This window comes from Actinoplanes sp. NPDC051346, assembly GCF_040682215.1.
Taxonomy (GTDB): Bacteria; Actinomycetota; Actinomycetes; order Mycobacteriales; family Micromonosporaceae; genus Actinoplanes.
This window is the reverse complement of sequence record NZ_JBFBAJ010000001.1, coordinates 948807-964967: the sequence shown is the minus strand read 5'-3', so window position 1 is coordinate 964967 and position 16161 is coordinate 948807. Positions and strand designations below refer to the sequence as shown.

Annotated in this window: 13 protein-coding genes; 7 read left to right on the top strand and 6 right to left on the bottom strand. The window is 69.1% G+C overall.

Annotated elements, in window-relative coordinates:
* Positions 1-186 precede the first annotated feature (186 nt).
* Entirely contained in the window at positions 187-528 is a 342-nt protein-coding gene (locus tag AB0M36_RS04340) for a hypothetical protein (protein ID WP_364152037.1), read from the top strand.
* Here AB0M36_RS04340 and AB0M36_RS04335 read toward each other — a convergent pair.
* Positions 513-1283, bottom strand: a complete 771-nt coding sequence (locus AB0M36_RS04335) for a hypothetical protein (RefSeq protein WP_364152034.1) — start codon at positions 1281-1283, stop codon at positions 513-515. The two genes, AB0M36_RS04340 and AB0M36_RS04335, sit on opposite strands and share 16 nt — an antisense overlap.
* A 61-nt stretch (positions 1284-1344) precedes the next feature.
* Complete coding sequence (locus AB0M36_RS04330; RefSeq protein WP_364152031.1) at positions 1345-2742, bottom strand: TetR/AcrR family transcriptional regulator; 1398 nt, start codon at positions 2740-2742, stop codon at positions 1345-1347.
* A 96-nt stretch (positions 2743-2838) separates the two neighbouring features.
* On the opposite strand from AB0M36_RS04330, the gene AB0M36_RS04325 reads away from it, so the two are divergent.
* The 4 genes from AB0M36_RS04325 (at position 2839) to AB0M36_RS04310 (ending at position 7886) form a co-directional block, all read left to right on the top strand.
* The gene (locus tag AB0M36_RS04325) at positions 2839-3564 is read left to right on the top strand and encodes a DUF4386 domain-containing protein (protein WP_364152028.1); all 726 of its coding nucleotides are present in this window, start codon (positions 2839-2841) and stop codon (positions 3562-3564) included.
* A gap of 103 nt (positions 3565-3667) precedes the next feature.
* Positions 3668-5911 (top strand): glycoside hydrolase family 3 N-terminal domain-containing protein, encoded by a 2244-nt coding sequence (locus tag AB0M36_RS04320; RefSeq protein WP_364152025.1) that lies wholly within the window; start codon positions 3668-3670, stop codon positions 5909-5911.
* Between the two features lie 12 nt (positions 5912-5923).
* Positions 5924-6838 carry an aminoglycoside phosphotransferase family protein gene (locus AB0M36_RS04315; RefSeq protein WP_364152022.1) on the top strand — a complete coding sequence of 305 codons (915 nt, stop codon included), beginning with the start codon at positions 5924-5926 and terminating at the stop codon, positions 6836-6838.
* Between the two features lie 91 nt (positions 6839-6929).
* Positions 6930-7886, top strand: a complete 957-nt coding sequence (locus AB0M36_RS04310; protein WP_364152019.1) for a serine hydrolase — start codon at positions 6930-6932, stop codon at positions 7884-7886.
* Between the two features lie 33 nt (positions 7887-7919).
* Here AB0M36_RS04310 and AB0M36_RS04305 read toward each other — a convergent pair whose 3' ends face one another.
* Complete coding sequence (locus AB0M36_RS04305; protein WP_364152016.1) at positions 7920-8447, bottom strand: hypothetical protein; 528 nt, start codon at positions 8445-8447, stop codon at positions 7920-7922.
* A 283-nt stretch (positions 8448-8730) separates the two neighbouring features.
* Here AB0M36_RS04305 and AB0M36_RS04300 point away from each other — a divergent pair, with 283 nt between their 5' ends.
* On the top strand, positions 8731-9288 hold the full coding sequence (locus tag AB0M36_RS04300; RefSeq protein ID WP_364152014.1) for an NUDIX domain-containing protein: 558 nt from the start codon (positions 8731-8733) through the stop codon (positions 9286-9288).
* Here the strand turns inward: AB0M36_RS04300 and AB0M36_RS04295 are convergent.
* Complete coding sequence (locus tag AB0M36_RS04295) at positions 9259-10464, bottom strand: hypothetical protein (RefSeq protein ID WP_364152012.1); 1206 nt, start codon at positions 10462-10464, stop codon at positions 9259-9261. The genes AB0M36_RS04300 and AB0M36_RS04295 overlap by 30 nt on opposite strands.
* Positions 10465-11186: 722 nt before the next feature.
* Complete coding sequence (locus tag AB0M36_RS04290; protein WP_364152010.1) at positions 11187-12677, bottom strand: hypothetical protein; 1491 nt, start codon at positions 12675-12677, stop codon at positions 11187-11189.
* A gap of 121 nt (positions 12678-12798) precedes the next feature.
* On the opposite strand from AB0M36_RS04290, the gene AB0M36_RS04285 reads away from it, so the two are divergent.
* Positions 12799-13572, top strand: a complete 774-nt coding sequence (locus AB0M36_RS04285; protein ID WP_364152008.1) for a hypothetical protein — start codon at positions 12799-12801, stop codon at positions 13570-13572.
* A gap of 111 nt (positions 13573-13683) precedes the next feature.
* Here the strand turns inward: AB0M36_RS04285 and pheT are convergent, their stop codons facing one another.
* Positions 13684-16161, bottom strand: a complete 2478-nt coding sequence (gene pheT, locus AB0M36_RS04280; protein WP_364152005.1) for a phenylalanine--tRNA ligase subunit beta — start codon at positions 16159-16161, stop codon at positions 13684-13686.

The window sequence follows — 16161 nt, the reverse complement described above, 5'->3', positions numbered from 1 at the left end:
CGCTCGGCAACCAGGTATGCCGTGGGTCACCCCGCGGTGGGCGAGGGGGGTATCTCTCGCGGAACACCCGAATCCAATTATGGACGGATAGCCGACTGGTGATCGTGTCCTTCATGCATTCGTATGGAAACTCGAACTGCGGGCGTCTTCCGCGACGAATTCGACCATGACCAGTGAGGAGGCGTCGTGGCGAAGTACGAAGTAGTGCTTTCCCCGGCGGCGTGGCGTGCGATCAGAGATCTCCGGACGGTCTCCGACCGTGACGATCTCGCCGACTGCCTGGGAAAAGAACTCGATCAGGGACCCAATGCGGCAAACGAATGGGTTTTTCAGATCGGGGACAGGAGCTACATCGCCACGCCGCTGACCTTCCGGGCGTGGGTCGCGGTCCACCGCCGACTCACCCGCGCCGAGCTGGACCGGCTCGGCGACGAGCAGGGCCGCAGGGTCGAGTCGCAGGGCTTCCTGATCCACGACCTGCTGCCGCCGCACACCGCCTTCGAGATCGGCCCCTACAGCGAGATGTGAGCGATGGCAGCGGGTTTCGCCCCGGCGGCGGGCTCGGCCGGCGTCGGCGGGTTGGCCGCGTACGCGAACACCAGAACCCCCGCGACCACCACCGCCGACGCCGCCGCGAGCTGGCGCCGGAGCACCTTGAACCATTCCTTGGTGATGTAGAAATTGGCGAATGCCACCACCGTCCCCGCCGCCTGCGTGAGGGCGACGGCGGACCGGGCCGGGGCCGCCCCTCCAGCCGCGCGCGCGGCCTCATTGGCATCAGCGAGTTGCGCGTAAAGATCCGGCACGCTGGTCGCCAATGATCCGAAAAGCTCTTCGGCGATGAATTCGAGCCGCTCCTTGAGACCTTCGATCATTGCGGCACGCAGGCGATACCGCCGATCTCGCAGCCGACCTACACGGTCGAGGAAATTGGGTTGCGGCGCGCCGTTCTGCCGCTGGGCGCTCTGGCGTACACGATGATCGAAGATGTCTTTTTCGATGTCGGCCAGGGTCACCCATTCAGTGGTCAACAGCTGACTCGCCCGCAGAACCATGTATCCGACGGCGGTCAGGGCGACGATCAGGCCCGCGAAGGCGGCCGTCAGCCGCGGCAGCTCCTGGCTGCCGAGCGAGCCGAGGCCGGTCAGCTGCAGGCCCGCGACCAGGATCGCGCCCACCCCGGCGGCGGCGGACACCAGCCATCGGGTCGTGGACCGCAGGGCCTCGGTGGCCGCGAGATAGGCGTCAGCCGGCGCGGGCCCCACCGGGACGACGTTATCCACGGCGGGCTCGGCCTGGGCTTGGGAAGGATGTGGCGACGTCGTCATGGCAACGCCGCATCGCTCAGGAGCGCCGGGAAGCGGGGCCGGTGCGCAGGACGTCCGAGTGCTCCGCGAGCGCCCGCTCCAGAGTCCTCATGGGTTCGCCGGTGCCGGCTTCCTTCTCGCCGTAGCCGATGTTGTAGAGCACGCGGCTCATGTTCTTGTTGACCAGGTATCCGACCAGGCGCTGCGTCACCGGCACCAGGACGCCGAGCATCTCACCGGCGTGCGTGACGGCCAGGATCTCACCCGCCTCCCCGGCTCGCTCGATGGCCGCCGCGGAGAGGTCGCCGACCCTGAGGCTCCGCGCCGGCGGTAGGTCGCCGTCGGCACTCTCCATCAGCCCGGTGGACGCCAGCATCATCGGCAGGGCCCGGTCCGGAAGCTCCCGGCCCGCCGGCACCGGGACGTCGACCAGCGCGTTCTCCAGGGTGCGCAGCGGCACGTCGTCCGCCAGGGCTCGCTCGCCCTCGGTGACGCTCTGCAGGACCCGTGACCAGTTGTTCTCGATGACGTGGGCCACCCAGTTCGGGGTTATGGGAATCATGACGCCGATCAGCCGCCGGGTCTTCATGACGCCGACCAACTCGCCGGCGTGGGCGCATCGTTTCAGCTCCTCGCCGCGGAGGTTTCGGATGCTCACCATTCTCATGACCACTCCTCCCGGAGTCTCTGTTCGCCCTAGCATAGGCCCTGCGTCGACGACTGTCGACAGTTGTCGACGACTGTCGACAGGCCGACGGTACTCTGGCTCGCCGCCGCGGGGCCCAGGTGATCGCAGCCACGCGGCGAGGGCGTCGAGGATGACGTTGAGCCCGAACTCGAACTCGTCGCCGAAGTCGTAGCCGGGCCGGAGGATGTGCTCGGTCGCCATCTCCACGAGGTTCGGGTACTCGTCGCCGGAGAACCCCTGCATGATCGTTTCGGTGACCTCGGCGGCGGTGTCCGGGCCGCGGAAGGGCAGCGCGGCCTCCTGCAGCGCGAAGCCGTAGATGTAGCTGTCGAGCAGGGCGTAGGCGTGTGCGGACAACTTCACCGAGAAGCCAGCCCCGCGCAGGACGCCAATGGTCGCGTCGTGGTGGCGCAGGGTGGCGGGGCCGGGCGCGGTCCGCGAGTCCAGCAGCCCGATCGCCCAGGGATGGCTGCTCAGGACCCGACGGGCCGAGGTGGCACGCCGATGGATCTCCGCGCGCCAGTCGCCGCCGGGTGACGGCACTTCCATCTCGCCGAAGATGAGGTCGACGACGCCATCGAGGATCTCGTCCTTGTTCGCGACGTAGTGGTAGACCGACATGGGTTTGACACCGAGCTCGCGGGCGAGCGAGCGGATCGTCAGCGACCCGAGGCCGCCCTCGTCCGCGACCGCGACGGCGGCTCGCAGCACCCGTTCCCGACTCAGCGGGGTTCCTGACTTCGGCACTCGACCTCCCAGAGTTTGGCTCGTTCGTACTTAGTAAGGTACCGTCTGCCTTACAACGTAAGGTGGCGCGCCGCGTCGCCCGTGATGGGAGAAACCATGTCGACGAAAATGGTCGGGCGAGCCGTGGGGGCACTGTTCCTGTTGGCGTTCGTCGTGTACGCCACGGGTGGCGCGCTGGTCGACTCCGGGTCCGGCGCCCCCGACGTGCTGGCCGCCGTGGCGGACAACCAGCTGCGCGTGTCGGCCGGGGCGCTGCTGATGCTGGTCAACTCCGCTGTCGTCGCCAGCATCGGCGTGCTGGCGTTTCCGGTGCTGAAGGCGCACGACGAGCTGTCCGCCTACGCATATCTGGTCGGGCGGGCGATCGAGGCGGTGCTGCTCACCGCCGGGATCCTCTTCCTGCTGATCCTGGTGCCGCTCGCCCAGGAGTACGCCGATGCCGGCGCCGACGGCGCGTCGGGCCTGCCGGCGCTGGCCCGGGTCGCGAAGGTCGGGAACCACTACAGCTACCAGCTCGCGATGATCTCCGTCGGGGCCGTGGGCATGGTGTTCTGTCGGGTGTTGTCGCGGGCCCGGCTGGTGCCCCGATTCCTGGCCGTGTGGGGGCTCGTCGGCTACGGCGTCTTCCTGCTGGGGGCCGTGCTGGAGATCCTCGGCTATGCCGTCGGCGTGGCGCTGTCGGTGCCCGGCGGCCTCTTCGAGATCACCCTCGGCGTGCTGCTCGTCGTCCGGGGGTTCCCCGCGCGACAGCGCCAGGATCCCGACGGACCCACCGGCGACACGTCAACCACGGCGCCGGTCGCCACGCCCGCCGCCTGCTGAGGTTCCGGAACTCGATGGCCGAAAAGCCGATCCCCGCGGCCGCCGGTACCGGTTCCGGCCATGCGACACTTCCCCGCGCTGGGCGATGCATCGGAGGAGAGCGATGGCTGCTGGCGACCCGTACCGTGATCCGGCCCTGGGCATCGATCAGCGGGTCGAGGATCTGCTGGGCCGGATGACGCTCGCCGAGAAGGTCGGCCAGATGCTCCAGCTCGACGCCCGGCTGGACCTCGAGGACGCGATCACCACGCGACTGGCCGGCTCGATCCTGCACGCCTCCCCGCAACGGATGCTCGAGGCGATCGACCTGGCGGCGCAGACCAGGCTCGGCATTCCGCTGATCACCGCCGAGGACTGCATCCACGGACACGGCTTCTGGCCGGGCGCGACCGTCTTCGGCACCCAGCTCGCGATGGCGGCGACCTGGGACCCGGCGTTGGTCGAGCGCGTCGCCCGGGTGACCGCCGTCGAAGTGTCCGCGACCGGCATCCACTGGACGTTCTCACCGGTGCTGTGCATCGCCCGCGACCTGCGGTGGGGACGAGTGAACGAGACGTTCGGCGAGGACCCGTTCCTCATCGGCGAGCTCGGCTCCGCGATGGTCCGCGGCTACCAGGGCGATGGCCTCGCCGATCCGACCGCCGTCATCGCGTCCGCCAAGCATTTCGCCGGCTACTCCGAGACGCAGGGCGGTCGGGACGCCAGCGAGGCCGACCTGAGCCCGCGCAAGCTGCGGGCCTGGTTCCTGCCGCCGTTCGAGCGGGTCGCCCGCGAGGGCTGCCGCACGTTCATGATCGGCTACCAGTCGATCGACGGAGTGCCGATCACCGCCAACACCTGGCTGCTCAACGACGTCCTCAAAGGAGAGTGGGGATTCACCGGAACCCTCGTCACCGACTGGGACAACGTCGGGCGCATGGTGTGGGAACAGAAGGTCTGCGCCGACGACGTGGAGGCGGCGGCCGTCGCCGTCCGCGCCGGCAACGACCTGGTGATGACGACCCCCGCGTTCTTCGAGGGTGCCCAGGCCGCGGTGCGGCGCGGCCTGGTCGCCGAAAAGGACGTCGACGCCGCCGTACGCCGGATCCTGCGGCTCAAGGTCGAACTCGGCCTCTTCGAGAACCCCCGCGCCCCCGACGCGCGACGGCAGGCGGCGGTCATCGGGCACCCGGACCACGCCGCGCTCAATCTCGAGGTGGCCCGCCGCTCGCTGGTGCTGCTCACCAACGACGGCACCCTGCCGATGCCGGCCGGCACCCCCAGAACCATCGCGATCATCGGTCCGAACGCCGACGATCCGCAGGCCCAACTCGGCGACTGGGCCGGCGCGTCGGGCCAGGTCGACTGGATGCCCGACGGCCAGCCCCGCGAACTCGTCGAGACCGTGCTGGACGGCTTCCGGGCGGTCGCCCCGACCGATTGGACGATCACCACCGCTCGCGGCGCCGACATCGAGCACCTGGTGCCCGACCCGGCCGGCGCGCACTACGCCGACGGCCAGCCCCGGCCGCCGATCTCCCAGCCCGCCGACGCCGACCCCGCGATGATCGCCGAAGCGGTCGCGGCCGCGCGCGCCGCCGACTACGCGGTCGTCGTCGTGGGCGACACCGTGGCGCTCACCGGCGAGAGCAAGTCGACGGCCACTCTGGAACTCCAGGGCGGTCAGATCGCGCTGCTCGACGCCCTCGCCGACACCTCGACGCCCACCATCGTGGTCCTGATGAACTCGAAGCCCGCGGTGCTGCCCCCGTCCGCGCTGCGGGCGAACGCGCTGGTGCAGGCCTTCAACCCGGGCATGCGCGGCGGCCGGGCCCTGGCCGAACTGCTGCTCGGCCACATCGAACCCGCCGGCAGGATGCCGGTGTCGGCCGCCCGGCACGTCGGCCAGCAGCCGATCTACTACAACCAGATCCGCGGCCAGCACGGCGACCGCTACGCCGACCTGAACCAGGACCCGCTGTTCGCCTTCGGCGAGGGCCTGAGCTACACCACCATCGAGTACGCCGACCTGCGCATCGCCGACCCCGACGTGCGGAAGGACGGGACGATCCGAGCCACCGTACGGCTGGACAACACCGGCGGCCGGCCGGCGCTCGAGACGGTCCAGGCGTATGTCAGCGACCTCGTCACCAGCGTCACCTGGGCCACCCGGGAACTGAAGGCGTACCGACAGGTCGAGGTGCCGGCGGGCGAAAGCGTCACGGTCGCCCTCGAGGTGCGGGCGGCCGACTGCTCGCTGGTGACTGCGGACGGGCGTCGTGTCGTCGAGCCGGGCGAGTTCGATCTGCTCGTGGGCCCGAACTCCCGGCCCCGGAACCTGCTGCGAGCCCGCTTCCGGATCTCCTGAGATGATCGAGGCGTGTTGACGCCGCCCGATGACCTCCCCGAACAGATCCTGCGCGAGGCCTTCGCGCTGGAGTCCTCCCTGGAGTATCGGCCGGTCGGCTGGGGCAGCCACCACTGGGCGGCCGGGACCGCCTGGTTCCTCACGGTCGACGACCTGGAGGTCAAGCGACGCCACGACGGCGAGGACCTGGACGCCCCGTACGAGCGGCTGCGCGGGGCCCTCGACGCCGCCTCGGCGCTGAGCCTGCCGTTCGTCGTAGCGCCGGTGCGGCCACTGATGCGCGTCACCCGTCGCTATGCCGCGGCGCTGTACCCGTACCTGGAGGGTGAAAGCTTTTCGTGGGGCGACTTCCCGGCGGAAAGCCATCGGGACGCCGTACGCGACATGCTCGTGGCCTTGCACACCGCGCCGCGAGAGATCGGCCGGAGGGCGACCACCGACGATTTCGTCATCCCCCACCGCGACGCGCTCGAGGCAACCCTGGCAGGTTACGAGGTCGCGGACGCCGGGCCCTACACGGCGCGCGCGGTCAGCCTGATCGCGCGGCATACCACACCGGTCCGCGCGTTGCTGGAACGCTACGACGTTCTCGCCGCCACGGCCGACCGCTCACGGTCCGTGCTGACCCACGGCGAACCCCATCCCGGCAACACGATGCTGACCGCCGAGGGCTTCAAGCTCATCGACTGGGAGACCGCGCTGCTGGCCCCGCCCGAACGCGACCTGTGGCTGCTCGGCGACGACCACTCGGCGTACACCGCCGCCACCGGCATCGAGGTCCTTCCGGACCTGCTGGAACTCTACCGGCGGCGGTGGATGATCAACGATCTGTGCGTGGACGTGAACCGCTTCCGGCACCCCCACACGGGAACCGCCGACGACGAGGAATCGTGGAACGTGCTCCAGGCCAACGTGCTCCACCTGTGACCGCCCTTTGTGCTCCCGCCGTAACGTCCCGGCGCCTCCGGCCGTTATGCGATACCGTGCCGACGGACCGCCGGATCATCGAGGGAGCACGATGCCAGCCCACCTGTCCCGCCGTTCCGCCCTCGGACTGGGCGCCGCCGCGGCGGTGTCGGCCGGCATGAGCGGCCCTGCCGCCGCCGCCCGACCCGACGAACCCCCCACCAGCGACAAACCCGACACCATCCGATCCGTGTACGAGCGGGAAAAGGCGAAAGCCGGCGGCACCTGGCACACGCACGTCGCCGCCGTCGACCACGCCGGCGTCCCCCGCCTGATCGTCGAGGACGACGCCGACCACGTCACCGAGGGCTACAGCGTCCAGAAGCTCGCCGTAGCGACAGCCGTCATGGACAAGATCGACCGGGGCGAGCTCACCCTGGCCACCACACTGGACCTCCAACAGGACCTCATCCTCGACGGCTCCGGCATCTACTTCCTGCACACCGTCTGGGGCGACCAGATCACGGTCGCCAACTTCCTGACCGCGATGCTGCTGATGTCGGACAACACCGCCGTCCGCATGTGCGGCCGCGTCGTGCCGGCAGCGGAAATCAACCAGATCCTCGCGGCGAAGAACTTCACCCACACCCGGGTCGAACCGGTCGAGAACCCCAACCGCTTCTACCTGGGCACCACGACCCCCCGCGAGACACACGACCTGCTCTGGCGCCTCGCCACCGGCACGCTGCTCACCCCGGCGTCCTGCCGATTCCTGCTGAGCATCATCCGCTGGATCCACGGCTACCACGACGGCATCCGCCGCACGATGTCCTCCGAGGAACGCAGCCGCATCGCCACGAAGTACGGCGCCGACTCCAACGACCTGGGCGCTTCCCGGCACGAGGCCGGCATCATGTTCGGCCCGGACGGCCGGCCCAAATTGACGTACGCACTGTTCGCCGAGGAACTCGGCGACCCCGACAACTACGGGGCGACCCATCCGGCGGTGCAGGCGCACGCGGTGATCGGCCGCACCCTCCTCGACAACCTCCCGACCACCGGCGGCTGACGCGCCATCACAGTCGTCGATCGATAGACGCCATCAGCGGGCGAGGATCGCCTGGTTTCGCTTCACGAGCTCCATGTCTTCCTCGGTGTGCGGCTTTCCCTGGAGGGTGTTGGCGAGCTCGTGCACCGCACTGGCCAGTGCGCTCCGGAACTGGTCGAGCAGCACCTCGCCGACCGCGATCGAGACCGGGTTGTCGGGGTCGTCATCGCGGTTCGCCTCGATGTAGACCCTGGGCTCGTCGGCGTCAACACGCCGATAGTAGAGGTAGTAAGAGCCCTCGAAGAAGTACGAGAAGACCTCGCCCTCTCCGTTGAGGAGGTTGGTGTACGCCGCAACCGCGGCGCCGACTACCGACATGGGGAGATCAGCCCAACGCGCGCACGGAAAGTCGACCCCGTCGAGTGTCAGCCACACCCGCGAGGTGGTGATGCCGTCGGCCGTCGCAGGTGGGCTGACCTCGGTGATGTGCCAGGTGATCATGGCGGCATTCAGGGCAGGCTCGTCGCGGATGCGTCCGACCTGGCCACAGAGGATGACACCGCAATCGCCGGCCTCGAACATCCCAGAAGCAGTGCAACGACCAATGCGGACGCCAGCTGAGTTCTTCTCACGCCTTGTTACCCCCGTTGACCACGTCCCCCGCGGACGCCGACGACGAACCTACTGGCCAGTAACACTGGGACGAGACGGACCCCTGCAGGACGTGCGCGGCACCACAGTCCATCGGCAACGTGCCTCAATCAAGGGATCGGCAGGGAGACATCATGGCCGATTGCCGCTCGGCGGATCGCGACCGCATTGGTCAACGACAACGGCCACCGCAGCTACTGCGTAGGATCGCGACGTGGTCGACGACGCAGAGGGCGTTCCGCGATGGCACGTCTATGGCGAGCGGACACTGTACGACAATCCCTGGGTACGGCTCGTGCAGCAGGAAGTGGAGCCGCCTGGCGGAGAGCGCTTCTGGCATCACGTCGTCCGGCTACGGAATGTCGCCGTGGCGGTGGTGATGAACGCAGACGACCAGGTCCTCATGCTGCGGCGGCACCGCTTTGTCCCCAATGAAGTCGGGTGGGAGCTCCCCGGTGGCTTTCCTGAAGACGGGGAGTCCTCCGCCGAGGCCGCGGCACGAGAAACAGAGGAAGAGACGGGTTGGCGCCCGCTCGGTGAGCCACAACTCATCTCGGAGTTCCATCCCATCCCTGGCATGGTCGACGCGAAACATTCGGTGTACCTGTTCCGCGACGCGGAGTACATCGGTGCACCCGCCGACAAGGATGAGGCTGGCGCTGTGGCTTGGATACCTCGTCGAGAGATCTCCGCGATCCTTCGCCAGGGGTCGGCGCAAGGCTCGGGAACGCTCGTCGGTCTTCTATACGTCCTGGCAGGAACTCATCGGTAAGTCAGCCTTGAGCTGACGTATCCGCCGTTGCTGACGAGCTGAGCCGACGCGCGTGGCCAGCACTTCCGCCTTCTGAACATGGGCGTTGGCCTGCGAGAATTGCTTCGTCGTCAGGAACGCACCGGCGAGGTCGGCGTGCATACCGGCTCTCGCACGCACGAAACTCTCGTCCAGACCGTTCAAAGCGTTCTGAAGACTCTCTATAGCGGTTGGGTCGCCGAGCCGCGCCCAGGCATTGCCCCTCCATCGGGCGAGATGCACCTCGCTAAGCACGATGAAGGGTGTCTCGGGATTGCAGCAGTCGGCCGGCAGCGTAATCTCCGCCGCGTCAAAGGCGGCTCGGCAGGCTGGGTCCTCTCCCGCAACAGATTTCACTTCACCGCGCACCGCCCAGAGCCACGCAATGAGAAGGTCAGGAGCATTTCCCAAGGCAATGGAGTGGGAATACTCGACCAGCTCCGACGCGCGCCTAGTATCACCGATCTCCACCAGAACGTAAGCCTGTTCGGCCAATGCATGGACCAACGTCAGAGACGATCGGCCCTCTCGGCCCGCTTCTTTGGCTGCCTCGTAGTGGTTCCAGGCGTCTCTCAGATTGCCCATGTCCAGGCACTGCCAGCCGGCAAGCGTGGGCGCGTCGGCGTAGAGGTCGGCTAGCGCCTCACGATTGCCGATGGTGTGCGACCGGAGTGATCTGATCGTGGCTAGATAACCACCGAGCTGTGGCGCCGAGGTTCGAACACCGAACTTTCTGTCGATCTCGCGAATCTGGTTCAACTGAGTGGTCAGCAGACTGAGGGATCCACGATCGACCGCCGAAGCGGCTTCCAGGCGCTCGCGGAGCTCAGCGCCCCCACTCTCCGTGTCGAGGGCATCCCTCGAACGCTGCTCGACGGTTTGGTCCGAGGCAGTGGCCGCCTTCGAAAGCATGCTGTCGTCGCAGTCATCCAGGAGGTTGGCGAAACGGTCCTTTGTTCCAGGGTCTGCACGGATCAGGGCGGTGTCCAGGGCTGCCTGCATCTCTGGACGGGGCATGACGCTCGATCCGCCGGCTTCCCAGTTGGCAATGGTCCGCACGCCGACGCCAAGGTAGGCAGCGAAGCTGCGAACGGGCAGCCGGAGTGCCACACGAAGCGCACGGGTCTCCCTGCCCGTCCAACGCTGCACTGTGATCATCCGAGACTCCTGCCCGCGGTTCCGCAAGCATAGGTTCCCGATGCAGCAGAGATGCAACAAGCCGGCAACGCACTGTCATTTCTCGTGACCATGCCTTGAAGCAGGGTGAAAGCATGGTGATCGCGAAGCACTATCCGCGCACTTTGCCGCGTCGGTGGATGTGGCGTGCAGACAGGTGCGGCGTGTGCGGTTTGAAGTGGCCCTGCGACGAGGCAAAACGTGAACGCGTGCGGGCTCGTTACGCACCGACTGACGGCACAGGTGCCTGGAGCGCGCAGCACACCGGGGCCTGGCCGGAGGTCGGTCGGGCCGGCACGCTCACGCCGGCCCAGCAGTACCGCGCGACCGGAGGCTGGATGTGACCGAGGAGCACGTTCCCACGCGGCCGAGCTGGGAGTGTCCACTATGCGGTCAGCTTTGGCCCTGCGCGCCGGCGAAAGTGCGGCTCTCCGAGGAGTACGCCGATGACGTCGGCAGTCTGCTGATCTACCTCGGCACGACCATGTGGGAAGCGATCGACGACAGCTTCCACCATTCCCGCCGAGGACCACTGCCGGACGGCCTGCGCGACCGTTTCCTCGACTGGGCGATGGATCTACGCAAGAACGATCGGCCGGGCCCCTTCCCTGACCAGAGCCGTGAACTGATCCGCGAAAGCACCCGGGCCGGCCGCCCGAGGGCAGCCGGCCCGGGCCGGAGTCATACGACGATGCGTCTCTTCATTACGGACGGACGGTGTTGCTGGCCCAGGTCGGTTTGACCGGGAGGGGTTGGTGGGCGTACAGGACGAGGTTGCCGTCTTCCTGCATCCACAGTGTGGAGTCGCCCTTGCCCTTGGTGCGGGATGACCAGAGGACGTTGTCGGCCTGGTCGTAGAGGACGAGGTTGCCGTCGTGCTGGTTGCTCAGGCGGTAGGCGCGCTTGTCGCCCTGTCCCCAGAGCACCGTCTGTCTGCCACCGACCACCTGGTAGATCACCAGGTTGCCGTCGGTCTGCATCCACAGCCAGTACTTGCCGTCGCTGGATCGCATCGCCGTGCCGCGGAAGAGGGAGCGGCCTGGGGAGAGTGAGTTCAGGAAGTCGTTACCGATCAGTGCGGCGCGCACATCGCTGTAGATGGGTTCCTTCGGCCGCCCTTCGGCGTCGCGGAGACCGAAGTGGCATTCGCCGTCGGCGGGATTCTTGACGCAATGCGGGAAGGATCGTTGGAGGTCCTGGAAGGAGTAGATGAACAGCGGGCCGGTGTAGTCGCGTGAGCGCCACGTGCGCACGCCTTCCTCCAGCGCGTCGCGGACGTGCTCGCGCGACTGCGGCTCGCGGGAGCCAGACGTCGGGAATCCGAACTCGGTGCCCCAGATCTTCTTCGCCGAGTCGCCGTATTGGACCATGACGGCACGCAACGCGGCCAGGCCTCCGCACTGCGGGTCGTCCGGGCCGAAGCCGGACCACCACCGGTACCAGTGGGGGGCGGTGCAGGGGATCATGGCGTAGGACGGGAGGTGGCCGCCGCGGATGTCGGGGTACGGGTGGTAGGCAACGGCGTCGAAGTAGCCGCGCATGTTGTGCTTGTACGCCCACTCGAGCCAGTCCCGGGCCTCGTTGTCGTTACGCGACTGGCGAGCGTCGTAGACGTCGCCGTAAGCGGAACCGCCGGCGACGACCACGCAGTCGGCGCAGGCCGCGTGCACCCGCTGGTAGGCGATCTTCACCAGCTCCCAGTACCGGCCGGCGCGCACGTCGACGCTGTTGTCTCCATAGTTGCCGAAGTGCTCGAGGTTCGGCTCGTTCCAGACCTCGTACGCCTGCACCTTGGGGCCGAAGTGGGCCACCGCCGCGTCGACGATCGACGCCCACGCCGCGTCATCGGTCGGGAAGTAGTTGAACTTCCGACCGCCGTTGGCCCAGCTCGGCGCGTAGCCGAGAATGAGCAGCACGCGCATGCCCTGCGCATAGGCGGCGTCGACGGACCGGTCCAGCTCGGTCCAGTCCACGGGACAGGTCGCGCACGACTGGATGAAGTTCCAGCCCAGGTCGATCCGGATGATCGGCTTCTTGTCCCCGACGTACTCGTCCATCACCGGGATGAGGTCGACGCGGCGTTGCACATCGACGCCGCCCTCGATGAAGCCGACGTCAGCCGAGCTGAAGACGTACGGATTGGGAATCTCGGCGGCGGCGGGCGTCCCACCGACCGCGGCGACACCGAATCCCATCGCGATTGTCGTTATCCACGCCCAAAGATGGCGCATCGTGTCCTCCCCCGGTGTGCTCGTGGACCGACGCCACGAGCGGGAGGACGATAGCAAGATCACGGCGATCCCGTAGGTTGGGGAAATGCTTCTGACCGTCGTCGCCGATTACGGTGTGGGGGATCTCGCGTTCGCCGAGGTGCGGCAGCGGTTGGCGCTGCTGCTGCCCGGCGCCGATGTCGCCGCCATTCCGGTGCCGCCGTTCGACACCGTCAGCGCCGGGTTCTGCGTGGCCCAGCTCGCCTTTGGGGAAGGGCCGGCCGACCGGGTCGTCTATGCCAACGTCGCCCCGCGTCAAGACGAGGACGATCCGCGGGAGGACAACGCCGGGGAGCGGCTGGTGGCCGCCCGGCTCGATTCCGGCGTGCTCGTGGTCGGGGTGGCCGCCGGCGCCAGTCTGTCCTTTCTGGCCGCCGAAGGGGTGCCGCTGCGGGCGGTGAACGTGCCGGACGCGGGTTCGCAGTTCCGGTCGCGGGACGTCTTTCCCTCCGCCGTCGCGCGGCTGGCGCGGGGCGACGGCAGTCTGCTCGGTGAGCCGGTGAGCGTCGCTCCCGCCCCGGCACGGGCCGTTGTCTACACCGACGGCTACGGCAATCTGAAGACGAGCTGGTACGACGCCCCGGCGGAGGCCGGCGCGACGGTCCGGGTGCGCATCGGCGACGCCGAGGCCGAGGCGATGGTCAGCGACGGCGTCTTCACCGTGCCCTCGGGCACGATCTCGTTCGCGCCGGGCAGCTCGGGGTGGTCGGGCCGGGCCTGCTACGAGCTGTTCGCCCGGGGCGGTAACGCGGCCGAGCTCTTCGGGAATCCGCCCTCGGGCACGCCGGTCGAGGTCGAGGTGGCACCGGCCGGGCCCTGACAGACCCGGCCGGTGATCGTTACAGGCGCCGCAAAGAGGCGCCCCGGTGCGGACCCGGTGATCGTTACCGGCGCTGCAAAGGGGCGCCCCGGTGCGGACCGGTGATCGTTTTCAGGCTCCGCGCAGCGTCGCGCCGGTGCGGGCTGACGCCTCGGACACCGCCGCGTCGCGGGCCGCCACGGCCTCCTCGACGGTCAGCGTGCGGTCCATGGCGCGGAAGGTCAGCTTGTACGCCAGGCTCTTCAGCCCTTCGCCCAGCTGCTCCGACGCGTACACGTCGAAGAGGCGCACCGATTCGAGCAGGTCGCCCGCCCCCGCCACCAGCGCCGCCTCGACCGAGGCCGCCGGCACCGCCGTCTTCACCACCAGGGCCACGTCGATGAGGGCCGGCGGGAAGCTGGAGATCCTCCCGGCCTGGGTGACCGGCGGAACCGGCACCGCGTCGAGGTCGAGCTCCATCGCGCAGGTGCGCTTGGGCAGTTCGAGTGTCGACAGGACGGCCGGGTGCAGCTCGCCGGCGTGGCCGATGACCGTGCCGTCGACCGCGATCGCGGCGCAGCGACCCGGATGCCATGGTGCGTACGCGGCCGCCTCGACCGTGACGCGCTCCGGGGCCAGGCCGGCCGCCGACAGGGCGATGCGGGCCGCCTCCACGGCGTCCGACCAGGTGGCCGGGCGTCCCGCGCCCCACCAGCCGGCCGGGGTCACGTCCCCGGTGAGCACCGCGGCGAGGTGCCACGGCTGCTCCGGCACGATCGCGTTCGCCGCCGTCCAGTCCTCGTCGGACGGGCCGTGGTCCACGCCGAGGGCCGGCGGGGCGGTCGTCGCGAGGTGCGGGAGGAACACCGTACCCGTCTCGTAGAGCGCCAGGTCGCGCTCGCCGCGGGCCAGGTTGCGCTTGAGCGTGGCGAGCAGCGGCGGCAGCAGCGAGGTGCGCAGCAGCGGTTCCTGCTCCGACAGCGGGTTGGTCAGCTTGACCGCGCTGCGGCGCGGGTCGTCGGCCGCGAGGCCGAACGCGTCCGCCGCCGCCGGGGCGACGAACGGGTACGACAGCACCTCGACGTAGCCGTTCTCCGCGAGGGCCCGGCCGACCGTGCGCCTGCGTACCTGCGACGCGGTGAGGCCGCGGCCGCCGCGGGCGGGCGGCAGCAGGCTCGGGATGGCGTCGAAACCGCCGAGGCGGGCCACCTCCTCGACCAGGTCGATGGGGGCGACCAGGTCGGGGCGCCACGACGGTGGTGTCACCATAAGCGGTTCGCCGACGGTGACCGTGCAGCCGACGTGCCCCAGCAGCTCGGCGACCTGGCCCACCGGGTACGCCAGGCCGATGCGGCGGGTCGCCAGGTCGGCGGCCAGGTGCAGCGGCGCGGGCGGCGCGACGTGGTCGATGTCGAGCACCCGCTCGTCCACCGTGCCGCCGGCGTGGGCGGTGAGCAGCTCGACCGCCCGCTGGAGGGCGACCAGCGGCAGTTGCGGGTCGACGCCGCGCTCCCAGCGCTTGGCGGCCTCGCTGAACAGCTTGTGCCGCCGGGCCGTACGGCCGACCATGACCGGGTCCCAGTGGGCGGCCTCGAGCAGGACGTCCACCGTGCCCGGCTGCACCTCGCTGGTCTCGCCGCCCATGACCGCGGCGAGCGAGATCGGACCGGTGTCGTCGCAGATCACCATGTCCTCGGCGTCGAGCACGCGCGCGACACCGTCCAGGGTGGTCAGCTTCTCTCCGTGCCGGGCGCGGCGTACGACCAGAGCGCCGCGCAGCAGGTTGAGGTCGAACACGTGCATGGGCTGGCCCAGCTCGAGCATCACGTAGTTGGTGATGTCGACGGCGAGCGAGATCGTGCGGACGCCGGCCGCGATGAGCCGGCGCTGCATCCACGCCGGCGAGGGCGCGGACGGGTCGATGCCCCGCACCACGCGCGCGGCGAAGCGGTCGCAGCCGATCGTGTCCTCGATGCCGATGGCGTAGGGAACCTCCGCCGTGCCGGCCGCCGCCGGGGAGAGACCCGCGTCGGTGTACGCCGCGCCGTAGGCGTACGCGAGCTCGCGGGCGACCCCCCGCACACTCATCTGGTAGCCGCGGTCCGGGGTGATCTCCATGTCGATGATGACGTCGTCGAGCCCGACCAGCGGGCGCGCGTCGGTGCCGGGCGCCGCCGACTCCGGTGCGAGCACGATGATGCCGTCGTGGTCGCCGCTGAGCCCGAGCTCGGCCGCGGAGCAGATCATGCCGTGGGAGTTGCGCCCGTATGTCTTGCGGGCACCGATCGTGAATCCGCCGGGCAGCTCGCCGCCGGGCAGGATGACCACGACGAGGTCGCCGGCGGCGAAGTTGCGCGCGCCGCAGACGATTTCCTGCGGCGCCGCGTTGCCGACGTCGACGAGGCAGAAGCGGATCGGCTTCTTGAAGCCGGTGAGCTCCTCGATCTCCAGCACCCGGCCGACGACCAGGTCGCCCTTGATGGTCGCGGCCTGGTCGACGATGGACTCGACCTCGATGCCGAGGCCGACGAGTTGCCGCTCGAGCTCGGCGACGTCGGTGGGCGCCGGCAGCTCGACGTGCTCGCGCAGCCAGGACAGGGACAGTTTCAT

Excerpts from the sequence above, each read along its gene's own strand:
- AB0M36_RS04325 (WP_364152028.1), top strand. The coding sequence starts at position 2,839 with ATGTCGACGAAAATGGTCGGGCGAGCCGTGGGGGCACTGTTCCTGTTG.
- AB0M36_RS04320 (WP_364152025.1), top strand. The coding sequence starts at position 3,668 with ATGGCTGCTGGCGACCCGTACCGTGATCCGGCCCTGGGCATCGATCAG.
- AB0M36_RS04310 (WP_364152019.1), top strand. The coding sequence starts at position 6,930 with ATGCCAGCCCACCTGTCCCGCCGTTCCGCCCTCGGACTGGGCGCCGCC.
- AB0M36_RS04305 (WP_364152016.1), bottom strand. The coding sequence starts at position 8,447 with ATGTTCGAGGCCGGCGATTGCGGTGTCATCCTCTGTGGCCAGGTCGGA.
- AB0M36_RS04295 (WP_364152012.1), bottom strand. The coding sequence starts at position 10,464 with ATGATCACAGTGCAGCGTTGGACGGGCAGGGAGACCCGTGCGCTTCGT.
- AB0M36_RS04290 (WP_364152010.1), bottom strand. The coding sequence starts at position 12,677 with ATGGGATTCGGTGTCGCCGCGGTCGGTGGGACGCCCGCCGCCGCCGAG.
- AB0M36_RS04285 (WP_364152008.1), top strand. The coding sequence starts at position 12,799 with ATGCTTCTGACCGTCGTCGCCGATTACGGTGTGGGGGATCTCGCGTTC.
- pheT (WP_364152005.1), bottom strand. The coding sequence starts at position 16,161 with ATGAAACTGTCCCTGTCCTGGCTGCGCGAGCACGTCGAGCTGCCGGCG.